Annotated in this window: 18 protein-coding genes; 3 read left to right on the top strand and 15 right to left on the bottom strand. The window is 58.6% G+C overall.

Features of this window, described 5'->3' with window-relative positions; translation table 11 throughout:
* Positions 1 to 17: 17 nt before the first annotated feature.
* Together ACP7AL_RS17495 and ACP7AL_RS17490 are read right to left on the bottom strand one after the other, a co-directional pair.
* Positions 18 to 1,631 (bottom strand): ABC transporter substrate-binding protein, encoded by a 1,614-nt coding sequence (locus ACP7AL_RS17495; protein ID WP_425993264.1) that lies wholly within the window; start codon positions 1,629 to 1,631, stop codon positions 18 to 20.
* 290 nt (positions 1,632 to 1,921) lie between these two features.
* Positions 1,922 to 2,389 (bottom strand): winged helix-turn-helix transcriptional regulator, encoded by a 468-nt coding sequence (locus ACP7AL_RS17490; protein WP_425993263.1) that lies wholly within the window; start codon positions 2,387 to 2,389, stop codon positions 1,922 to 1,924.
* 305 nt (positions 2,390 to 2,694) lie between these two features.
* Here ACP7AL_RS17490 and ACP7AL_RS17485 point away from each other — a divergent pair, with 305 nt between their 5' ends.
* Genes ACP7AL_RS17485 through ACP7AL_RS17475 form a run of 3 tightly spaced genes read left to right on the top strand, consistent with a single transcriptional unit; the run spans position 2,695 to position 6,411 of the window.
* Positions 2,695 to 3,192, top strand: coding sequence for a (2Fe-2S)-binding protein (locus tag ACP7AL_RS17485; protein WP_006019539.1), 498 nt, complete (start codon positions 2,695 to 2,697; stop codon positions 3,190 to 3,192).
* On the top strand, positions 3,185 to 5,557 hold the full coding sequence (locus ACP7AL_RS17480; RefSeq protein ID WP_425993262.1) for a xanthine dehydrogenase family protein molybdopterin-binding subunit: 2,373 nt from the start codon (positions 3,185 to 3,187) through the stop codon (positions 5,555 to 5,557). The genes ACP7AL_RS17485 and ACP7AL_RS17480 overlap by 8 nt, the downstream gene beginning before the upstream one ends.
* Complete coding sequence (locus ACP7AL_RS17475) at positions 5,554 to 6,411, top strand: FAD binding domain-containing protein (protein ID WP_425993261.1); 858 nt, start codon at positions 5,554 to 5,556, stop codon at positions 6,409 to 6,411. The genes ACP7AL_RS17480 and ACP7AL_RS17475 overlap by 4 nt, the downstream gene beginning before the upstream one ends.
* A 39-nt stretch (positions 6,412 to 6,450) precedes the next feature.
* Here the strand turns inward: ACP7AL_RS17475 and ACP7AL_RS17470 are convergent, their stop codons facing one another.
* The 13 genes from ACP7AL_RS17470 to ACP7AL_RS17410 all read right to left on the bottom strand — a co-directional run bounded on the left by ACP7AL_RS17470 (position 6,451) and on the right by ACP7AL_RS17410 (position 19,003).
* Complete coding sequence (locus ACP7AL_RS17470; protein ID WP_425993260.1) at positions 6,451 to 7,017, bottom strand: winged helix-turn-helix transcriptional regulator; 567 nt, start codon at positions 7,015 to 7,017, stop codon at positions 6,451 to 6,453.
* Between the two features lie 415 nt (positions 7,018 to 7,432).
* Complete coding sequence (locus ACP7AL_RS17465; RefSeq protein ID WP_425993259.1) at positions 7,433 to 8,695, bottom strand: CaiB/BaiF CoA transferase family protein; 1,263 nt, start codon at positions 8,693 to 8,695, stop codon at positions 7,433 to 7,435.
* Position 8,696: 1 nt separating this feature from the next.
* Positions 8,697 to 9,494 carry an enoyl-CoA hydratase/isomerase family protein gene (locus tag ACP7AL_RS17460; protein WP_425993258.1) on the bottom strand — a complete coding sequence of 266 codons (798 nt, stop codon included), beginning with the start codon at positions 9,492 to 9,494 and terminating at the stop codon, positions 8,697 to 8,699.
* Between the two features lie 103 nt (positions 9,495 to 9,597).
* The gene (locus tag ACP7AL_RS17455) at positions 9,598 to 10,587 is read right to left on the bottom strand and encodes a fumarylacetoacetate hydrolase family protein (RefSeq protein ID WP_425993257.1); all 990 of its coding nucleotides are present in this window, start codon (positions 10,585 to 10,587) and stop codon (positions 9,598 to 9,600) included.
* Between the two features lie 260 nt (positions 10,588 to 10,847).
* Entirely contained in the window at positions 10,848 to 11,792 is a 945-nt protein-coding gene (locus ACP7AL_RS17450; RefSeq protein ID WP_425993256.1) for an alpha/beta hydrolase, read from the bottom strand.
* A 114-nt stretch (positions 11,793 to 11,906) separates the two neighbouring features.
* Positions 11,907 to 13,370, bottom strand: a complete 1,464-nt coding sequence (gene gabD / locus ACP7AL_RS17445; protein WP_425993255.1) for an NADP-dependent succinate-semialdehyde dehydrogenase — start codon at positions 13,368 to 13,370, stop codon at positions 11,907 to 11,909.
* A 2-nt stretch (positions 13,371 to 13,372) separates the two neighbouring features.
* The gene (locus ACP7AL_RS17440; RefSeq protein WP_425993254.1) at positions 13,373 to 13,624 is read right to left on the bottom strand and encodes an AMP-binding enzyme; all 252 of its coding nucleotides are present in this window, start codon (positions 13,622 to 13,624) and stop codon (positions 13,373 to 13,375) included.
* Positions 13,625 to 13,672: 48 nt separating this feature from the next.
* Complete coding sequence (gene cnbZ, locus ACP7AL_RS17435) at positions 13,673 to 14,431, bottom strand: 2-amino-5-chloromuconate deaminase CnbZ (RefSeq protein WP_425993253.1); 759 nt, start codon at positions 14,429 to 14,431, stop codon at positions 13,673 to 13,675.
* 50 nt (positions 14,432 to 14,481) lie between these two features.
* Positions 14,482 to 15,216 (bottom strand): ABC transporter ATP-binding protein, encoded by a 735-nt coding sequence (locus ACP7AL_RS17430; RefSeq protein ID WP_425993252.1) that lies wholly within the window; start codon positions 15,214 to 15,216, stop codon positions 14,482 to 14,484.
* A complete protein-coding gene (locus tag ACP7AL_RS17425) occupies positions 15,209 to 15,958 on the bottom strand; it encodes an ABC transporter ATP-binding protein (protein ID WP_425993251.1) in 750 nt (249 codons plus the stop codon). The genes ACP7AL_RS17430 and ACP7AL_RS17425 overlap by 8 nt, the downstream gene beginning before the upstream one ends.
* The gene (locus tag ACP7AL_RS17420) at positions 15,951 to 16,886 is read right to left on the bottom strand and encodes a branched-chain amino acid ABC transporter permease (RefSeq protein ID WP_425993250.1); all 936 of its coding nucleotides are present in this window, start codon (positions 16,884 to 16,886) and stop codon (positions 15,951 to 15,953) included. Before ACP7AL_RS17420 ends, ACP7AL_RS17425 begins: the two co-directional genes overlap by 8 nt.
* Positions 16,883 to 17,749 (bottom strand): branched-chain amino acid ABC transporter permease, encoded by an 867-nt coding sequence (locus ACP7AL_RS17415; RefSeq protein WP_425993249.1) that lies wholly within the window; start codon positions 17,747 to 17,749, stop codon positions 16,883 to 16,885. The genes ACP7AL_RS17420 and ACP7AL_RS17415 overlap by 4 nt, the downstream gene beginning before the upstream one ends.
* A 27-nt stretch (positions 17,750 to 17,776) precedes the next feature.
* Positions 17,777 to 19,003 (bottom strand): amino acid ABC transporter substrate-binding protein, encoded by a 1,227-nt coding sequence (locus tag ACP7AL_RS17410; RefSeq protein WP_425993248.1) that lies wholly within the window; start codon positions 19,001 to 19,003, stop codon positions 17,777 to 17,779.
* Positions 19,004 to 19,029: the final 26 nt, after the last annotated feature.

Here is a 19,029-nt window from a genome sequence, read left to right as displayed (position 1 = left end):
CGTCCCCGCCCTGACCGTTACGCCTTCACCAGTGCGCGATAATCGAGACGGCGATGGAACCAGTACTGATAGCCTGAGACATTCTTCTGCATCGCGACGTTGACGTAGGGCTGATACAGCGGAATGCGCGGAATGTCCGTGTAGGCGAGATCAACAAAGCCCCTTACGTCCTTGTCGTAGGTGGGCGTGTCGCCGATCGCGGCGGCATCGACTGCGCCGTTGATGAACTTGTCCATCTCCGGCGATTTGTAACTCATCGTGTTGAAGATCGAATTCTTGCCGCTGTAGCACCAGATGAAGAAGTATTCGGGATAGTCGAGCCATCCGGAGAATACGTTGGTATAAAGCGGCAGCACCTTCTTGTTTAGCTCTGTACGCCAGTTGGCGCCGGGGATCTTGTTAATGGTAGTCTTGATGCCGATCTGGCCAAGGCTTTCCTGAACCAGAATGCAAAGCGGCTCGTTGACACCGGCAAAACCGAGATCGAACGAGAGCGTGGTTTCAAAGCCGTTCGGGTAACCAGCCTCCGCGAGGAGAGCTTTGGCCTTTGCGATGTCGGTGTTGAACTTGTGCGGCTGGGGCCAAGCGACTTCCGTCCCGCCGGTGCCGCCGAACATTGGCTTCGCGAGCCCGAACAACACTGCATCCATAATCTTCTGGTAAGGCAGCGCATAGGCGACGGCCTGGCGCACCTTCGGATTGTCGAACGGCGGCTGGGTGACATTCATGCCGATGTACTGAACGCCGTTTGAGTATGGCGTCGATACAATGTTGAGCTTGCCGGAATCCTTCAGCTCGACGAAGTCCTTGTTGGGCAGATCATAGGAAATGTCGGCATCGCCGCGTTCCAGCAGTGCCCGCCGGTTGCCGGACTGCGGGACCATGCGCCATATAACGCGCTTGATCTTCGGCATCGGTCCGCCGACCCAGTTTTCGTTGCGCTCCATCACCACTTCGGTCCCGGCGGTCCAGCTCTTGACCTGATAGGCGCCGGAGCCCGCGGTGTTCTGTTTGGTGTATTCGAGGCCCCACGGATCTTTCTCGGTCGCGCTTTTCTTCACCAGTTCGGAATTGACGATGCAGGGAACGATCACCGCGAGATCAGGAATCGTGAGGCGATCCTTCTTCGCGAAATCCACGCGCACCGTATTGTCGTCGACGATAACGAACTGCTCGGGCTTGGTGAGCGAGCCTGCGCTCATCTGAAAAGTCGGGAAGCCACCGACGCTCACGGCACGGTCAAGCGACCATTTCACATCCTTTGCCGTCACCGGCGCGCCGTCATGAAAGGTGGCCTTTTTCTTCAGTTTGAACGTCACCGACATATCGCCGACGTTCATGTCCTCAGCCAGTTCAGGCTTGAACTTGTCGCGGTCGTAATACGGAACGCCGTTGGCGCCGGTTTTCATCTCATGGGTGATGAGGCGGTCGTAGCAATTCCAGGATACTTCGTATCCAGGCACATTGGTGCCGACACCGTGGATATCCAGATTGTTGGGGCCGCTTTCGGATACGATCAGCAGCGTTTCAGACCGCGCGTCCGCCTTTGCGGCAGACCAGATCGCCGGTCCCGGTAGCGCTGCACCCGCCGCTGCTCCGGTGACCGTCTTCAGAAAATCGCGACGCTTCATGATGTTCTCCAACGCGTTGAGACTTCGCTGGAGATGACTTCGCAAGCTTCGTGCCAAATCTTAAGAAGGTACTAAAACCCGACTAAGATGCTGTCTTATTGATGGATTTCAGAAATCAAGAAGGGCAAGCCGGCTATTTGCAACTATCAGATTGCATACAAAGATGATCGTATGCATATTTTTTGTGCTCATTTTCGCAATGCACAGATTTTGTCCGAGCCAACGCACAGCATTATCGCGGTCCAATGTGAGCAATTTCGATCAGCGATCTCGGTGCGTAACGCACCTGCTTAGCTGCGCAGATAGGTCAGGCGCCACCGGACGAGATCGTCAGCCCCGGGACCCGCTTGCGGCTGCAAGTCGTTCAGTTGAACGGTTTCGCCTGTGTCCTGGTCAACCATCGCAAGCTTCACGGCCCCGCCGGTCTTTCGATTGGTAAACTTGAGCGGCGGCCCAGCCCTTCCGGACACCTCCCACTTGTCCCCCACCTGAATCAGCGCCTGGGTCAACAGGATCGTGTCCCTGCCCTTTCGCGTCAGAATGTATTCGTAGCGCTCTGGGTTCACCTGATAGCGGCGGCGCTCAATCAACGCGTTTTCTTCGAGGTGCTTGAGCCGATCGGACAGCGTCGCGTTGGTCACTCCGGTCGAGCGGCGCAAATCCTCATACTTGCTCAGACCGAATGAGAGGTCGCGCAAAATCAGCACGGCCCATCGATCGCCGATCGCGGCCAATACGCCGGCGATCGAGCACGCCATTCCCTCAAAGCCTTTTGACTTCATAAAAGTACTTGCCTCCTATTAACTCTTATCATTAGAGTAACTGACCGTCCAGTCTTCTCGGGACCGGACTGAGACGGCGCGAAAACAACGACATCGCAAAAGCGGTCTAGGGACGGCAACCATGAGCAAGCTTCGGCGCGCGCTGCGCCGCAACCCGGATAGCACTGCCGTCCCTGCACCTGTCGCTATCGATATAGCGAACATCAGCTTCTCCTGAGGCAGCGGCGGTATCCGCCCAATCAAACAGCCGTCGAACGGCAACGCGTATATCGGAGGAACAAGTGCCAGAGACCAACGAAAAACAACACACGGTGACGTTGACCGTCAACGGCATACGCCAGGCCGCGTCGGTGGAGGCGCGCAAGCTGCTGGTCCATCTGCTTCGGGACGATCTGAATCTGACCGGAACGCATGTCGGCTGCGACACCTCGCAGTGCGGCGCATGCACGGTGGATATCGATGGACAAGCGGTCAAATCCTGCACCGTTCTCGCTGTAATGGCCGATGGGTCGTCCATCACGACGATCGAGGGCCTAGCACCGGCTGGCGGCGCTCTGCATCCCATTCAAGCAGCGTTTCACGAACATCACGCCCTGCAATGCGGTTTCTGCACGCCGGGAATGATCATGAGCGTTCGCCAGTTGCTCAAGCAACACCCGAATCCCACGGAAGACGAAATCCGCCACAACCTCACCGGCAACATTTGCCGCTGCACCGGCTACCACAACATCGTGCGGGCGGTTGAATCGCTTGCAGCGGGAGCACATCATCATGACTGAAGCAGCCGCCATCAGGTACATGGGTCAGCCGTTGCGGCGACGCGAAGACTTCAAGTTCATTACCGGTAAGGGGCGCTATACGGACGACATGAAGTCGCCAGGCATGCTCCACATGGCGATTCTCCGCTCGCCGCATGCCCATGCCGTCATCAAGCATGTTGATCTTTCTACGGCTCAGAGCGCGCCAGGTGTTCATCTTGTTTTGTCCGGTGCCGACCTCATCGGAAAAATGGGCTCGATAGAACCCAACTGGGTCATTCCGGGGACCAAGGTCCCAGATCGTCCGGTTGTTGCGGTGGATCGCGTCCGCTTCGTCGGCGAATGCGTTGCGGTCGTCGTCGCCGAAACGCAGGCCCTGGCTCACGACGCTGTCGGATTGATCGAAGTTGATTACGAGACGCTCCCTGCCGTCATCGATGAAGAGGCCGCCATCCGCGAGGGTGCGCCGCAGCTTCATGATAACGTACCGAAGAACATTACGACGCTCTATAAGATTGGCGGTGGTGACTACAAGAAGGCCGCCAGCGAAGCGGACCACGTGATCAAGCTTCGTGTGATCAACAACCGCCTGATACCCACCTGTATGGAGACGCGCTCCATCCTTGCGGAGCCGAACGTCGATGGAACGCTGACCGTCAACATTCAGAGTCAGGTTCCTCACATGCACAGGCGCTGGATCGCCGATACGGTCCGCATTCCTGAGCACCAGATCCGGATCGTCGCGCCGGACATCGGCGGCGGGTTCGGCGCAAAGATGCATCTTTATCCCGAGGAACTGCTCTGCCCTTATCTTGCGCGCCAGCTCGGCGTGCCGGTGAAATGGTGGGAGTCGCGCTCGGAGAGCCATCAATCCACCAACCACGGGCGCGCCCATACCGAGACCATCGAGGTTGCATTCCGCAACGATGGAAAGATTCTCGGACTGAGAGTTGAAACGCTCGGCAACGTCGGTGCCTACCTGTCGAACATGGCGTCCGGCGGCCCCACGGTAAACACGGTCAACTTCGGCACAGGCACGTATAAGATCGACAACTACGAGGCATTCTCCCGGGTCGTTGTCACCAATACCGTGCCGGTCGATGCCTACCGCGGTTATGGCCGCCCCGAAGGCGGATACATCGCTGAGCGTGCCATCGACGCGGTCGCACGTCATCTGAAGCTCGATCAGGTCGAAGTGCGCAAACGGAATTTCATTCAGCGCGCCGACTTCCCTCATCGGCCTTATAACGGACCGGCTGTGATCTACGACAGCGGCAACTACCAGGGCTTGCTGGCAAAAGCTCTGGAGACTTTCAAGTACGATGAGCGGATCGCCGAACGCGATCAGTTGCGCAGTCAGGGCCGTTATCGCGGTATTGGCGTCGCCGCTTACACTCATATGTGCGGCATGGCCCCATCGCGCCGCCTGTCACTGATGGGATTCAATCGCGGAGGCTGGGAAAGCGCCCGTGTAAGCATCGACTCGAGCGGGCGCGCCACGATCTTCTCCGGCTCCATGAGCCAGGGCCACGGCCACAACACGTCACTTGCCCAGATCGCCGCAGACGTTCTTCAGATTCCGATCGAAAGCATCGACATCGTGCAGGGCGATACGCGGCAGGTTCAGGCCGGCCACGGCACTTTCAATTCTCGTTCCATGGCAGTCGGCGGATCGAGCGTTCACGTCACATCGCAACGGATCGTCGCCAAAGCCCGGAAGATCGCAGCAAGCATGCTGGAGGTCGACGAAAAGGACGTTTCGTACCGGGCCGGGGAATTCAGCGTGCCGGGTACAGACATCGCACCACTCAGCTTCGGCAAGATCGCCCGCATGGCCTATGTCGGTCACAAGCTGCCTGACGGGATGGAGCCGGGTCTTGACGAAACGACGTTTTACGATCCGGCTGGTATGGGATCGCCTTCTGGAATCCATATGGCCTATATCGAAGTCGATCCTGAAACCGGCATGGTCGATATCCTCGATTATGTCGCGGTGGATGATGTCGGTACGATCATCAATCCCCTGCTTGCAGCTGGACAAATTCATGGTGGCGTTGTGCAGGGCATCGCCCAGGCTCTGTACGAAGAGGTCAGTTACGATCCGGACACGGGGCAATTGATGACCGGCTCATTGCTGGACTATGCAGTTCCGCGCGCGGAGCATGTTCCCAATATACGGTCATCGTTTCAGGAGACGCCGTCTCCAACCAACCCGATCGGCGTCAAGGGTGTTGGCGAAAGCGGGTCCATCGCAGCCCCGCCATGCATGGTTCACGCGGTGCTCGACGCACTGTCGCCGTTCGAAATTTTGCATTTGGATATGCCGATGACGCCACCGCGTATCTGGTCCGCGGTTCAACAGGCACGCGCAGGAGTAACTCAATGATCCCGGCATCCTTCGACTACGTCCGCGCGACTTCGCTCTCTGAGGTGATCGGCCTGTTGCAGAAGGACCCCGATGGCACGAAGCTCGTTGCCGGGGGCCATACGCTGATCCCGACATTGAAGCTGCGGCTGGCATCGCCGGCGTTGCTGATCGATATCGGAAGCATCGCAGAACTGAAAGGAATCGAGGTTAGTGACGGGATCAGGATCGGGGCGCTGACCAAACATGCTGAACTCCTGGCATCTCGGGAGTTGCACGACGTACTGCCGATCTTCCGTCAGGCCGCGGACATCATCGCCGACCCCCAGGTGCGCAATCGCGGCACCATCGGCGGTTCGCTGGCCAACGCTGATCCCGCGGCCGACTGGCCAGCCGTCGTTATCGCGCTGAAGGCAGAACTGGAGATCGCAGGTCCCAGCGGCTCCCGGCGCATCGGCGCAGCAGATTTCTTCGTCGACATATTCACAACTGCGCTTGAAACTGACGAAGTTCTGGTGGCGGTCCATATTCCGCATCCTGAAACCGGAACTCAGTTCAGGTACCGCAAGATCCGGCATCCTGCGAGCGGCTATGCCGTGGTCGGCATTGCGGTCGCCGCATCCCTGAATGATGGCGTCGTCTCGAACATCGCCATCGGGATCACCGGCGCGACTGGTCACGCCTTCGCGGCCGATACGGCAACTGGGTATCTGGCCGGTAAAGCCCTTGGGCGAGAAACGATCGAAGCAGCCGCGCGGCTTGCGAGTGAGCAAGCCCCATGTCTGTCCGATCACTATGCATCAGCAGAGTATCGCCAACACCTCGTCAAGACTGAGGTCGCAAGGGCGCTGACGTCGCTGGCCGGGACCGCATGATCGCAGATGTGTGTGACCCGCAATGGGGTCGCACGCGGTCTATTTGCTCTTCCGTCTCGAAGATGAGCCACGGGGCTTTGCGGCTGTCCTGCCCCGGTCAGCCGCGGGACTAGCAGCGGCCGCACCAAATCTCTTCCGGTTAAACGGGACGGCACCGGAGCCGGCAACAATCTCGATATCTTCAAGACGTAGGGGTTTACCGCGCGCTGTCAACAACTGGGGATACTGCACCTCCTGACCATTGGACCGGTCGTGGAAAACGACCTGCGGTCCCGCAGGCTCGGCTAGCCAGTCGTCACCCCATTTTTTGAGCGCCAGATAGGTCGGAAAGAAATCCCGGCCCTTTTCGGTCAATACATACTCATATCGGCCGGCATGTTCAGACAGAGGAACACGGGTCATGATCCCGGCGTCGACGAGTTTCTTCAGGCGGGTACTGAGAATGTTCGGAGCTATTCCGATATAGTATTGGAATTCATCGAAGCGCTTGACGCCGTAATAGGCCTCGCGCAGCAGCAGGATCGACCACCGGTCTCCCACAGCTTCCATGGCGCGAGCCACCGAACACTCCTTATTGGCAATACGGCTTCGCTTCACATCGGCCATTGCAGGTCTTTCAATCCTCGAATCTTGCCGCCGCACAATATCGGAGGCCTATGTTCGTCTGTCCAGCACCCTCATGCCCGCTTTTAGTAGGGTTTTGAACCGCCTCGATGTCTTGCTGCCCCGCACTGTCAAGGACCGGAAGTAGCGTCGATGACGGTGCCGAACGGCTGCCACCGTTCTCCCACCAAGCGGCGGAGTTGCATGGATTTTATGGGGGCAAGATCATCTACCTGTCGGTTGCACCGGTATCGTATTTCTTCTCCGCGGCGCTGGCATCGCCGCAGGCGAGTATGGCAATCGCCATTGCACAGGCCATGGATGTGATTGCGCGCATCTCGGCGTCCTCCAGACACAATCTCCCGTTTCGGCCGCGCATGACGCGCGGCCGACGATCTCGATCCGTGAAACAGGATAATCAGGCCGCCTGGCCGGATTCCTTCGCCTTTACAGACGGCTCCGGCTGCGATGCGCGAGGATGCGAAACGAGCACACCTGCCTCTACCAGACGCTTCAATTCCGACTCGGGGATGCCGAGTTCGCTGAACACCGCATAGTTATGCTCACCCTGGAAAGCCGGTGTTCCGATCGGCGTCAGCTCATCGCCGGAGAAATGCCACGGCCGACCAGGCAGACGATATTCGCCACCGTTACGATCCGACACGTGTTGGACTGCACCCCAGTATTCGCTCCACTCCGATTTGATGAGATCCTTGGTCGAGCGGATCTCGCCCATCGCGATCTTGGCTTCATCGAATTGGGCATCGAGGGTCGCCATGTCGGGGAACGTCAGCATCCACGACTGGATGATTTGATGCAACGCACCGAAATTCAGACGACGGGCCGCGGCCGACGAGAACCGCGGATCGTCCATCAGATCGACCCTCCGCATGGCGCGCAGCCATGACGGAAACGTGCGGCTTCCGACGATGCTGGTCGCCACCGTGAAATGCTCACCGTTCGGCCCGGTGAAGAACGAGCAATCCGTTGCGCCAAGGATCGCGGGCTCCGCGCCGATATCGTCATCGGACATATCGAGATGGGCACGCTCATTGATCGCCAGCAGCGTTGCCGCCATGGCCACATCGATGTATTGGCCCTTACCCGACTTCTGACGGCTGTTGAGCGCGGCGAGAATGGCGATGACCGCTTGGAGCCCTGTGTAGACGTCGGCATGCGACAGGCTGTCGGTGCGCGGCTCCGCAAGCGCTTCGCCGTAGTGCCGCACGCTGTTGTGCGTGAATCCCGCCTCGGCCTGCACCGTCGGTGCGTAGGCCATGCGGCTGCGCCACGGGCCACTCTGGCCGTAGCCTGTGATGGACGCATAGATCAAGCGCGGATTGCGCTTCGACAACGTTTCGTAATCGAGGCCGAAGAAGCCGAGCGTTCCCGCGCGAAAGTTCTCCACCACAATGTCCGCTGTGTCACACAGCTTAAGCACCAGTTCATACGCGCCCGGCAGATTCAGATTGATGCTGACGTTCCGCTTTCCGGCGTTCTGCTGGGCGTAATAGCCCGACATGCCATCCGTCGATGGAAACGCAAAGCGCGACACATCGGGGCTCGGCGGTTCGATCTTAATGACCTCGGCACCGAGGTCCTGCAACGTACGTGCACACAAGGGACCCGCCAGCACGCGGGAGAAATCGACGATGCGGATTCCGCTAAGAGGGCCACTCATGTCAGCGCCCCGCGAATTTGGCGAGACCCGGACCGTTCTTGCGGAAGGATGCAAGACCGGCCTTGAGATCTTCGGATGACCAGATCGGCGCCTGAATACGGGCCATGGCCTCGTCAGCAGCGTCAACGCCTTCATTGACTGCAATATACACGAGCTGCTTGGTGGCCGCGTGAGCCAATGTCGGCCCCTGCGCGAACTCTTCCGCAACCGACATCGTCGCGCTTTCCAGCGACTCCTCAGGCACGGTGAGATTGATCAAGCCCCATTTCTCCAAGGTCGGTGCATCGTAGCGCCGCGCCAGCATGGACATTTCCTTGGCGCGCTGTGCGCCGATGCGCTGGACCTGACGCTGGATTCCACCCAGCAGCGGATGAAGACCAAGCGTCGCCTCCACCGAACCGATCTTCGCCGACGAAGCCGCAATGATGTAGTCGCAGCTCAATGCGAGTTCGAGCCCGCCGCCAAGGCAGACACCGTGCACGCTGGCGATCAGCGGGATCGGCAGTAATTCCATGAACCGAAGGAATTCAACACCGGTGAGCCGCCGATTCTCGTTGGTCTGATCGCCGCTGCCTTCCGAAACACGCTTGTCGAAGATGTCGAGATCGGCGCCCGCGGAAAAATGCCGCAAGCCGCTGCGGATCACGATCGCACGGCTGCCGTCTTTCTGCGCTTCTTCAACCTTTTCAACAATGGCATTGATGAGCTTGGGGCCCAGCAAATTATAGGGCCGATAAACCATGGTCAGTATTGAGATATTGCCGCGCTGTTCGCGCGTAACCAGTGCATCCTCAGACAAGACGACTCTCCCGTTTTTCGCAGGCGCATTCATCCGCGCCAATGCCTTTGATAAATCAAGCCTAGCTAACGACTTTCAGTTTGCAAGTTTAGATTGACGCAGGTCAGCCATCCTGCCGCTCGACGCGGTTCTTCAGCACGCCGATGTTCTGAACCTCGAGCTCAATCTCGTCGCCATGCTCAAGGAACCAGCCAAGTTCGAGGCCGCATCCATTTCCGACCGTACCGGAGCCGATGAACTCGCCCGGCATCAAGGTCTCGTCCTGGGTGACATGCTGGATGATCTCTTCAAACGAGAAGAGCATGCCATCGCTCACACCTTTGGAGCGAACCTCTCCATTGACGCGAACTTCCATATTCAGCTTGTAGGGATCGCCGATTTCATCGGGCGTAACGATCCACGGCCCGAGCACATTGCCGCCATCGAAGCTTTTGCCCTTTGCAGGGCCAAGCCGGCCTTCCATCTCGACACGCTGGGCATCGCGAGCAGAAAAGTCGTTGAAGATCGTATAGCCGAAAATATGATCCCGCGCCCTTGCAGCCGAGATGTTCGCACCCTTGCCCTTGGTGACGACGCCGAATTCAAGCTCATAGTCCATGACCTTGCTGTAGCGCGGCCATTTGACGGTCGTGTTGGTACCCTTCACACTGAACCGATTGGTGATGTAGTAAATCGGCTGCTTGCGGTAGATTTCAGGAAGTTCAGGCAGTGGCTCTGCTTCGAGGCGGGCCAATTCGGCTTTGTTGCCTTCCGCTCGGGCCTTAAGCTTCAGTTGGCCGCGAGGCGACTGGCGGATGTGTAGCGGAAACGACATGCCGTCCCGCATCTGACGTGGCTCCGGAAGAGGCGCCAGGATTTCGGCACCGGAAACAGCCGTCGACAGATCCGCGTCGCGGCCATAACGCTCGAACAACGCTCTGGCCTGATCGAGCGCAGCCTCGCCGCCGTCAATCAGCGCGATCATGGAATTGAATGCCGGGTTGGCATTTCCGGCGCGTGAAGAGGCCGCAGCGATATCGAACAAACTCGTGTCGCCGTGATGCACAATCGCGACGCGTTCCTTGTCATTCAGACGGCATGTTGCAAGCTTCACCAGCCCATTCCTCCGAGATTTTTTGGCAGGAGCTGCAATTTCCGCTCCGTTTCGCTCAGAATAGATAATGACTTGCATTTTGCAAGTCATTATCTCCGCGAACCGCGCGTCGGAGAACGGCCGATGTCTCTAAAGCCAGAATCGCAGCCGCCGTACCCGCGCGCATCTGCTTGAGACCATTCGTAGTCTCCGCAGCGAGATCGTCAGCAAAGTCCTGCGGCAGGGCAGCTATGCAGAGGCCGGCGCAAAACCGGCGCGGGTTATCCCAAGGCCTTCAGCCAGTTGCCGATTTCGCGCAGCGCGTCATTCGCCTTGGGAAGGAGTTTGCCCATGGTGATAAAGCCGTGGAATTGACCGGGATATGTCCGGTGCGCGACTGGCACGCCCGCATCGCTGAGCCGCCTGGCGAACTCATCGCCTTCGTCGCGCAACGGATCAGCTCCGGCCGTCAGCACAATTGCAGGCGGCAAACCTTCAAGCTGCTCTACGACCGCCGGAGAAGCCCGCCAATCTCCGGAGTCGGCTTCATTGCTCAGATAGTGCCCGCGAAACCAGCGGACCACGGAATGCGTCAGCAAGGCGTCGGTCTCAGGTTCGCTGTGAGAGGGATGGCTCATTGAAAAATCGGTCGCAGGGTAGATCAGAACCTGACCGGCGATTTTCGGTCCTGCAGCCCGCGCATGGATGGCTACGATTGCAGCGAGGTTACCGCCGGCACTGTCGCCGCCCACCATCAGCCGGCTCTGGTCTATCTTCAACTCACGGGCGTTCGCAGAAATCCACTCCGTCGCGGCAATGGCATCATCGACCGCCGCGGGAAATTTGTGCTCCGGTGCGAGCCGATAGTCGATCGACACCACAATGAGCTGCCCCTCATCGGCAAGCGTGCGGCAGACCACATCATGGGACTCGAGATTGCCGATGACCCAGCCGCCACCGTGAAAAAAGACGAGGCATGGTGACAGCCCCTCTGCCTGTCTCAAGGTCAGCGGCTTGTAGAGGCGCGCCGGAATCGCTCCACCCGGCCCAGGTATCGTTATCGATTCCGCTGATGCAATACGGGGCGGTTCGGGATTGGAAACAACGCGGCTCGCCAGATACATCTGGCGGGCTTCAGCCGGAGAAAGCGTTTCATACGGCGGGCGGCGAGCTTCACGGAAAGCGTTAAGGACAGCAGCTGCATCCGGATCAAGAACAACTGGCATACAACTCCCCGTGGGCCAGGACAGACCGTTATCTTACTTGCGGGAATTGTTAACGTGCGGCCTTTCCGCTGTCGATGCTGCCCCTTGAAGTGTCGCGTTTGGAATGAGCGACTGTCAGATTCCGCCCATACAGAGGTACTTGATTTCGAGATAATCCTCGATGCCGTACTTGGAGCCCTCGCGGCCATTGCCGCTTTCCTTGACACCGCCGAAGGGGGCGACCTCGGTTGAAATGATGCCTTCGTTGATGCCGACCATGCCGTACTCAAGCGCCTCGGCGACGCGCCATACCCGGCCGATATCGCGGCCGTAGAAGTAAGCGGCCAGCCCGAATTCGGTGTCGTTGGCGAGGCGGATAGCCTCTTCTTCATTCTTGAACCTGAACACCGGGGCCACCGGACCGAACGTCTCCTCTCGAAAGATCAGCATATCCGGCGTCGTGCCGGTCAGCACTGTCGGCTCGTAAAAGGTCCGCCCGAGAGCATGACGCTTACCGCCCACCGCCACCTTGGCACCCTTGCCGGTCGCGTCGGCAATATGCTCTTCGACCTTCTCGACCGCAGCCATGTTGATCAGCGGTCCGATGGTGACACCGTCGCCAAATCCATCGCCGACCTTCAGACCACGAACCGCCTGCGATAACTTTTCAACAAACGCGTCGTAAATCTTGTCCTGCGCGAAAATACGATTCACGCAGACGCAGGTCTGCCCGGCATTGCGATACTTTGACGCCATCGCACCCTTTACGGCAGCATCGATGTCCGCGTCGTCGAACACAATGAACGGCGCATTGCCGCCGAGTTCCATCGACGTTCGTTTCACGGTGGACGCGCTCTGCTCCATCAGTTTCTTGCCAATCTCGGTCGAGCCCGTGAAGGTGACCTTGCGCACGATCGGATTGGACGTCATCTCGCCGCCGATCGCAGAGGCCGATCCCGTCACCACGGAGAACACGCCCTTCGGCACGCCCGCCCTTTCGGCAAGTACGGCCAGGGCCAGTGCGGAGAGCGGCGTCTGGCTGGCCGGTTTCACCACCATCGTGCAGCCTGCCGCAAGCGCCGGTCCCGCCTTGCGGGTAATCATTGCGGCTGGGAAATTCCACGGCGTAATCGCAGCGCATACACCGATAGGCTGCTTCAGCACAACGATGCGTCGATCCGAAGTGAAAGGCGGAATCGTATCACCGTAAATGCGCTTACCCTCCTCTGCGAACCACTCGATAAAACTCGCCGCGTAGGCGATCTCGCCCTTGCTCTCCGCCAACGGCTTGCCCTGTTCGGCCGTCATGATGGCTGCAAGGTCATCCTGATTGGCAATCATCAGGTCGAACCACTTGCGCAGAATTGCGGAACGCTCCTTAGCGGTCTTTGCCCGCCACGCTGGAAGCGCGGCATTTGCCAGTTCAATCGCGCGCCTGGTTTCCCCGGCGCCCATGTTGGGGACGCTGCCAACCAGATCGCCGTTCGCCGGATTATCGACGTTGATCGTGCCGCCGCCGTCCGCGGCAATCCACTCGCCACCGATAAAGCAGGCATCTCGCAGAAGAGAAGGGTCTTTCAGCGTCAATTTCGAAGCCATTTTTATGATGCCTTGTTAACGGATGTGACGAGCGTTTCGCGCAATTTAAACCGGATAATCTTACCAGATCCCGTGCGCGGAATCTCGTCCACGAAATGAACCGAGAACGGAACCTTGTAGGACGACAGATGTCCACGGCAATGATTGAGGATGTCCTTGGTTCCTAAATTCGTGCCGGTCCTGGCAACAACGAACAATGCCGGCGAAACAATCCGGACGGCAAGACCCCAAAGCGGCAGGCCGCACGACCCCATCACCAGCGTCCCGGTTTGCCAAAGGTCGCTGGGTGAGAGACGCCAGACTCAGACTTCGATCACACGCTCCGTGTGCACGCGGCGGCAATCCATTTCGTATTCGAGATCCTGCACCGGCGGCCGATTCAGATGCCAGGTGAGCCCCTGCCTGAAAATGCCGCGCTTTCCGAGTTCACTTTCAATGAACGGAAAGATGTCGTGAACGGTATAGAGTTGCGTTGCAGTCACCTGACTCCAGTCCCCGCTGAACGCACTCATGCGCCGCTCCATCTCTCCCAGAACCCACTTTGCTTTTTCCAGCATTGCTGCTGGTGAAGTATCGCCAAGCCGGACGGCATGATCGCGATAACTTCCTTTTCCTTCCGGCGCTTCACCACTACCCGCGATCACAAACGACGTCGGCGCTCCCGCCGCAACCACCGTATATGAAAAAGCGTGAAAGCCCGGTTCCGACGGAGGAGTTATCTTTGGACATACGTTGCTGCGCGCCACGGGATTTTCGGTGACATCCTGCATCAGCCCCCATGCCTTCAAGGTGCCGATGTATTCCTCGTTGAACTTGACGAATCCGCTTTCCGTAAAAGGCGCAGGTGAACGCAATTCACAGGCCGCGAACGCCGACAACGGGCGGCCCGCTTCCTTAAGAATCTGCGCGATCTTCTCAAATCCCTGCCGCAGCGGCACGGGATTCGCGAACCGCACTCGCTCGAGGGCAAAGCCAGGAAGCGCAGCAACGCCGGCGGAATACTGACTGACACCCGGCATGAAACGATAGCCACCATTCGGCGCCTCAACAGTCTTGATCATATTGCCTCTTCTTGTTTTTCGAGAATGGAATTTTGGTCGGTTGATGAAAGCTATTCTTCAAGAACGCCGAGATAGGCGTCGCGAATAATCGGATCTGCGAGCAACTCCGTGCCCGATCCAGATCTGACAATCCGGCCCATATCCATGACGAACGCGGCATCGCATAAATCCAGGGCCGTCGTAACATCCTGCTCCACCAACAGGATCGACATGCCTTCAGCATTGAGCGCACGCAGCGCGGCAACAAGCTGCTCGACCAGCAGCGGCGAAAGGCCGAGTGACAGCTCGTCGATCATTAGCAGCTTCGGCGCGCTCATGAGGCCACGCCCGATGGCACACATCTGCTGCTCTCCGCCGGAGAGCGTTGCGGCGGCTTGATTGCGGCGTTCGGACAATTTCGGGAACGTCGTGTAGACCCTGTCAATGTCGCGGCTGATTTCGGCACGCGATGCTGTTCGCGAATAGGCCCCCATCAAGAGATTATCTTCGATGCTCATCGCGCCGAACAACCGACGCCCTTCCGGCACATGGACGATGCCACGGGAAAGAATTTTTGCCGCGGTCGCGCCTGCGAGATCCTCGCCATCGGAGCGGTAGATACCCGACTGAACAGGAATCAGGCCCGATAGGGCACGCATCAGCGTGGTTTTGCCCGCGCCGTTGGAACCGATCAGCGCGGTGATTTCACCTCTGCGTACCGAAAGATCGATACCCCACAGCACCTGAACCTCGCCGTATCCAGCGCGAAGGCCCTGCAATTCGAGAATGGACGCAACATCAGCCATGGGCGCCAGCTCTCTGGGCATATTGCTGACCGAGATAAGCCTCCACGACAGCAGGGTTTTTGATTACATCGCGCGGCAAACCATCGGCAATCAATCGCCCATTGTGCAGAACAACGATCCGCGTGCACACATTAAGCACGACCTTCATGAGATGTTCGATCATCACGATCGTGATCCCGCTGGCCGCGAGTTCGTGAATAAGCCGGGTCGCACGCTCGACTTCAGCGCTGTTCAACCCGGCGTTGACCTCATCGAGAAACAACAGTTTCGGACGCATCGCCAGCGCCTTTGCCAGTTCCAGGCGTTTGCGCATCGCCAGTGTAAGTGTTGCCGCCGGCTGATCGGACTGTGCTTCGAGACCAACGAAAGCCAGACGTTCCCGGGCTGACTCCCGCGCAGACTTCAGGCTCTCATTCGGCTGCGAAAACAGCGCCGCGGCAGCCACATTGTCGAGGGCCGAGAGCTCGGCGAACGGCTGCACGATTTGAAAGGTACGGGACAGTCCAAGGCGTGCAGACTGATAGGTCTTTACGCGTGTGATGTCCTGACCTGCGAACGTCACCGTGCCCGAACTGGCCGGCGTGACGCCGGTCACCACATTGACGAGTGTGGTCTTCCCGGCACCATTCGGTCCGATCAGACCGAGCACCTCACCCTTGTTGATGCTAAGCGAGACATCACTCAACGCCTTGAGGCCACTGAAGTGACGGGAAACAGATTGTAGCTTGAGGATTTCAGACACGCTTCGGCCTCCAAGCAAGAAGTCGATCGCGCAACGACATCAAGCCATGTGGCAGGAACAGCAGAAGCGCCACAATGAGAACGCCCAGTACACCGCTATGAATCTGGATGTAGTTGCGCCAGACCACCTCTTCCAGTCCGAGATAGACCAGCGCGCCGATAACCACTCCAAGCGGCGAGCCGAGCCCGCCAATCAGCGCCATCACGATTGGCTTGACCGAGTAAAGAATGTCGAACACATCGGATGGATCGATGTAGTGAACCCACGCGGCGTAGATGCCACCCGCCGCGCTGACAAAACATGCCGAGAGGCCGAATGCGATGCTCTTGTAGAGCGTGGCATTGAGCCCGATCATGTTTGCAGCTGTCTCATTCTGGCGGATGCAGACCAGCCCGAAACCAAGCTTCGATCCGGCAACAACCATGACCATAACAGCCGTCCCGAACAGCAGCGCCCACATCGCATAAAAGAAGAATGTCGCATCCGACAGAACGCCTGCGGCAGACGTCAGCGGAATGTTCAGTCCCATCCCCCCGCCTGTCAGATCGGTGGCGTTGTTGACGAGTTCGCGAAACACTTCGATCAGCGAGAGGCTGGCGATGGCGAAGTAATGCCCGCGCAAGCGCAACAGCGCAGCCCCAAGCAAACCCGCAAGAACGAATGACGCGACCCATGCGGCAGCGACGGCGACGCCAAGAGGCACGCCACGTGACATAAGCACACCAGTTGTGTACGCGCCGAGCCCGAAGAATGCCGCTGTCGCAAACGACGGATAGCCCGCGAACCCGCCGACGATATTCCATGACAACGCGAGGATCGCATACATGCATGCGATCGTTCCAAGCCTCAGCGCATACGCACCGCCGAACAGCGGCAGCGCGGCGATGCAAGCCACCAGTACAAGCAGGATCAGATTCGATCGGGTCATTCGAAGCCCTTTCGGCCAAGCAGACCCTGAGGGCGGACGATCAGGAAAATGATGAGCAGCACAAACGACAGCGTCGTCGCATGCGCCGGGCCAATTAGGGTGGAGCCGATGCCTTCGATCAGCGCCAGCAGAATCCCTCCTGCCAGCGCGCCTGACACACTGCCGAGGCCACCGAGCACGCAGACAACGAATGCTTTTCCGAGATAGGCCGTTGAGGTCAGCGGCGAGATCGGGAAAATCAGCGCCATAAGCACACCGGCGCACCCGGCCAGCGCTGCACCCAGACCGAACGCTATTGCATAGATCGAATTGACATCGACACCCATCAGCGTCGCTGCGTCGCGATCTAGTCTCACCGCAACAATGGCTCGCCCCACCCGCAGCCGCCGCAGGATGAGATAGAGCAAGCCAGTTAGTGCCAGCGCGGACGCCGTTGCAATCAGCCGATCTACTGGAACGACGACGTCGAACAGCGAGATCGATCCCATTGGCGGCGTCAGCGTCAGCTTCCGGTAATCAGCCTTGAAATAGTAGATCATCGCATTGTTGAGGATCAGATCGAGACCGAAGGTCAGCGTCAGCGTCACCAGCACCGGAGCGGTGATGACACGGTTGAGAATAAGACGCTGAATGAGGTAGCCGAATGCGAAGAATAACGGCGCCGCGATCGCCAGTGCGTACCACGGCGAGATGTGAAGCGACTGATAAAGTCCCCACGCCAGATAAGCGCCGAGAACGATAAACGAGCCATGGATGAGGTTGATGACGTTCAGAACGCCCCAAACCAGCGAGAAGCCAATCGCAATACATGCGTAAAGGCAGCCCAGCACTAAAGCATTGATCAGAACCTGGGCCGCCAGCATGTGGTGTCCTCGCCTCCCCGCGGTCGATCAGTTAACGCCGAGCTTGAATTCGCCCTGCTTGATCAGCGCTGGAGAGAGGACCACGGGCTTGCCGCCCTGAAGCTGGAATACCGGCGGCTCCAGCGAATTGATTTGCCCGGTCGGCCCGAACTTCACCGGCCCGAAGAACGTCATCACGTCCATCTTGGCGAGTTCATCGCGCACCTTGTCCTTGTCCAGCGATCCGGCTTTCTCGATCGCCATCTGGAACAGCGCACCCGACACGGAAGCCGAAGCCTGCGCGTAATCAGGTTCGGATTTGTACTTGTCCTTGAACAGCTTCACGTAGTTCGCGGTGGTGCCGAAAATGTCCTTGCCAGCATACTGCGCGGCAGGATGCCACCAGGCAGCGCTGGTGATGTTCTCGCCCCCTGCACCCGCGGCATCAATGAACTCCTGGTAGGCCGGGCCCGCGATCATCGAAACCACCGTGGCCTTGATCTGCTGGTCAGCCATCTGCTTCTTCACCAGCAACAGGTCATTGATGTAGCCGGTCACGAAGATCCACTGTGGCGCCAGCGACTTGATCTGCGACAGCGTCGCTGAATGATCGAGCGTTCCGATCGCATACTTCTCGAAATACACGACTTCGAGGCCATTGCCCTTTGCAGACTTCTCCATCTCCTGCGCAATGGCCAGCGGGAACAGATCATTTCGCGCCAGAATCGCGACCTTCTTTACATCCGGCGCCTTCGCCTTGACCATCTGCGTGAGTGGCGTAGTCAGCGTATCGTTCGGCGTGAAAGTCCCGAACAGGTACTTGTAACCCTGGTCGTAGACCTGAGACGACGATGCGGTCGCGGCGATGGTCGGCACCTTGTACTTCTCGGAAACGCTGCTGCCGGCCTTTGCCGCACCAGATCCGAACGGCCCAAACAGGAAGTTGACGTTGTTCTGGGTGATCATCTGCTCGGTGGTCTGCACCGCACGCGGCGTATTCGACTGGTAGTCGGCGTAGACGATCTCGACCTTGTACTTCTTGCCACCAACCGAAATTCCACCTGCCTTGTTGGCCTGCTCGGCCCACAAGTCGTAGCCCTGCTGCTGCTTGATGGCCTCAGGGGCAAGCGGCCCGGTGAGCGGAAGCGGCGCGCCGAAGCGGATGACGTCCTGTGCCGACACCACCGAGGCGGACAATCCCAAGGCAGCAACAACCAAAGCAGCAACAACCAAAAATGAATTCAAACCACGTGAGACGAGCCGGGAGCGAGCCATCCAGATTCTCCATCAGGGACCGAAGG

This window comes from Afipia sp. DC4300-2b1, from assembly GCF_049895725.1.
GTDB lineage: Bacteria > Pseudomonadota > Alphaproteobacteria > Rhizobiales > Xanthobacteraceae > Afipia > Afipia broomeae.
The sequence above is the reverse complement of the archived record's forward strand: the minus strand, read 5'-3'. Positions and strand labels throughout refer to the sequence as shown.

Coding starts and splice junctions, on each gene's coding strand:
- ACP7AL_RS17495 (WP_425993264.1), bottom strand. CDS start 1,631: ATGAAGCGTCGCGATTTTCTGAAGACGGTCACCGGAGCAGCGGCGGGT.
- ACP7AL_RS17490 (WP_425993263.1), bottom strand. CDS start 2,389: ATGGCGTGCTCGATCGCCGGCGTATTGGCCGCGATCGGCGATCGATGG.
- ACP7AL_RS17480 (WP_425993262.1), top strand. CDS start 3,185: ATGACTGAAGCAGCCGCCATCAGGTACATGGGTCAGCCGTTGCGGCGA.
- ACP7AL_RS17475 (WP_425993261.1), top strand. CDS start 5,554: ATGATCCCGGCATCCTTCGACTACGTCCGCGCGACTTCGCTCTCTGAG.
- ACP7AL_RS17470 (WP_425993260.1), bottom strand. CDS start 7,017: ATGGCCGATGTGAAGCGAAGCCGTATTGCCAATAAGGAGTGTTCGGTG.
- ACP7AL_RS17465 (WP_425993259.1), bottom strand. CDS start 8,695: ATGAGTGGCCCTCTTAGCGGAATCCGCATCGTCGATTTCTCCCGCGTG.
- ACP7AL_RS17450 (WP_425993256.1), bottom strand. CDS start 11,792: ATGCCAGTTGTTCTTGATCCGGATGCAGCTGCTGTCCTTAACGCTTTC.
- gabD (WP_425993255.1), bottom strand. CDS start 13,370: ATGGCTTCGAAATTGACGCTGAAAGACCCTTCTCTTCTGCGAGATGCC.
- ACP7AL_RS17440 (WP_425993254.1), bottom strand. CDS start 13,624: ATGGGGTCGTGCGGCCTGCCGCTTTGGGGTCTTGCCGTCCGGATTGTT.
- cnbZ (WP_425993253.1), bottom strand. CDS start 14,431: ATGATCAAGACTGTTGAGGCGCCGAATGGTGGCTATCGTTTCATGCCG.
- ACP7AL_RS17430 (WP_425993252.1), bottom strand. CDS start 15,216: ATGGCTGATGTTGCGTCCATTCTCGAATTGCAGGGCCTTCGCGCTGGA.
- ACP7AL_RS17420 (WP_425993250.1), bottom strand. CDS start 16,886: ATGACCCGATCGAATCTGATCCTGCTTGTACTGGTGGCTTGCATCGCC.
- ACP7AL_RS17415 (WP_425993249.1), bottom strand. CDS start 17,749: ATGCTGGCGGCCCAGGTTCTGATCAATGCTTTAGTGCTGGGCTGCCTT.
- ACP7AL_RS17410 (WP_425993248.1), bottom strand. CDS start 19,003: ATGGCTCGCTCCCGGCTCGTCTCACGTGGTTTGAATTCATTTTTGGTT.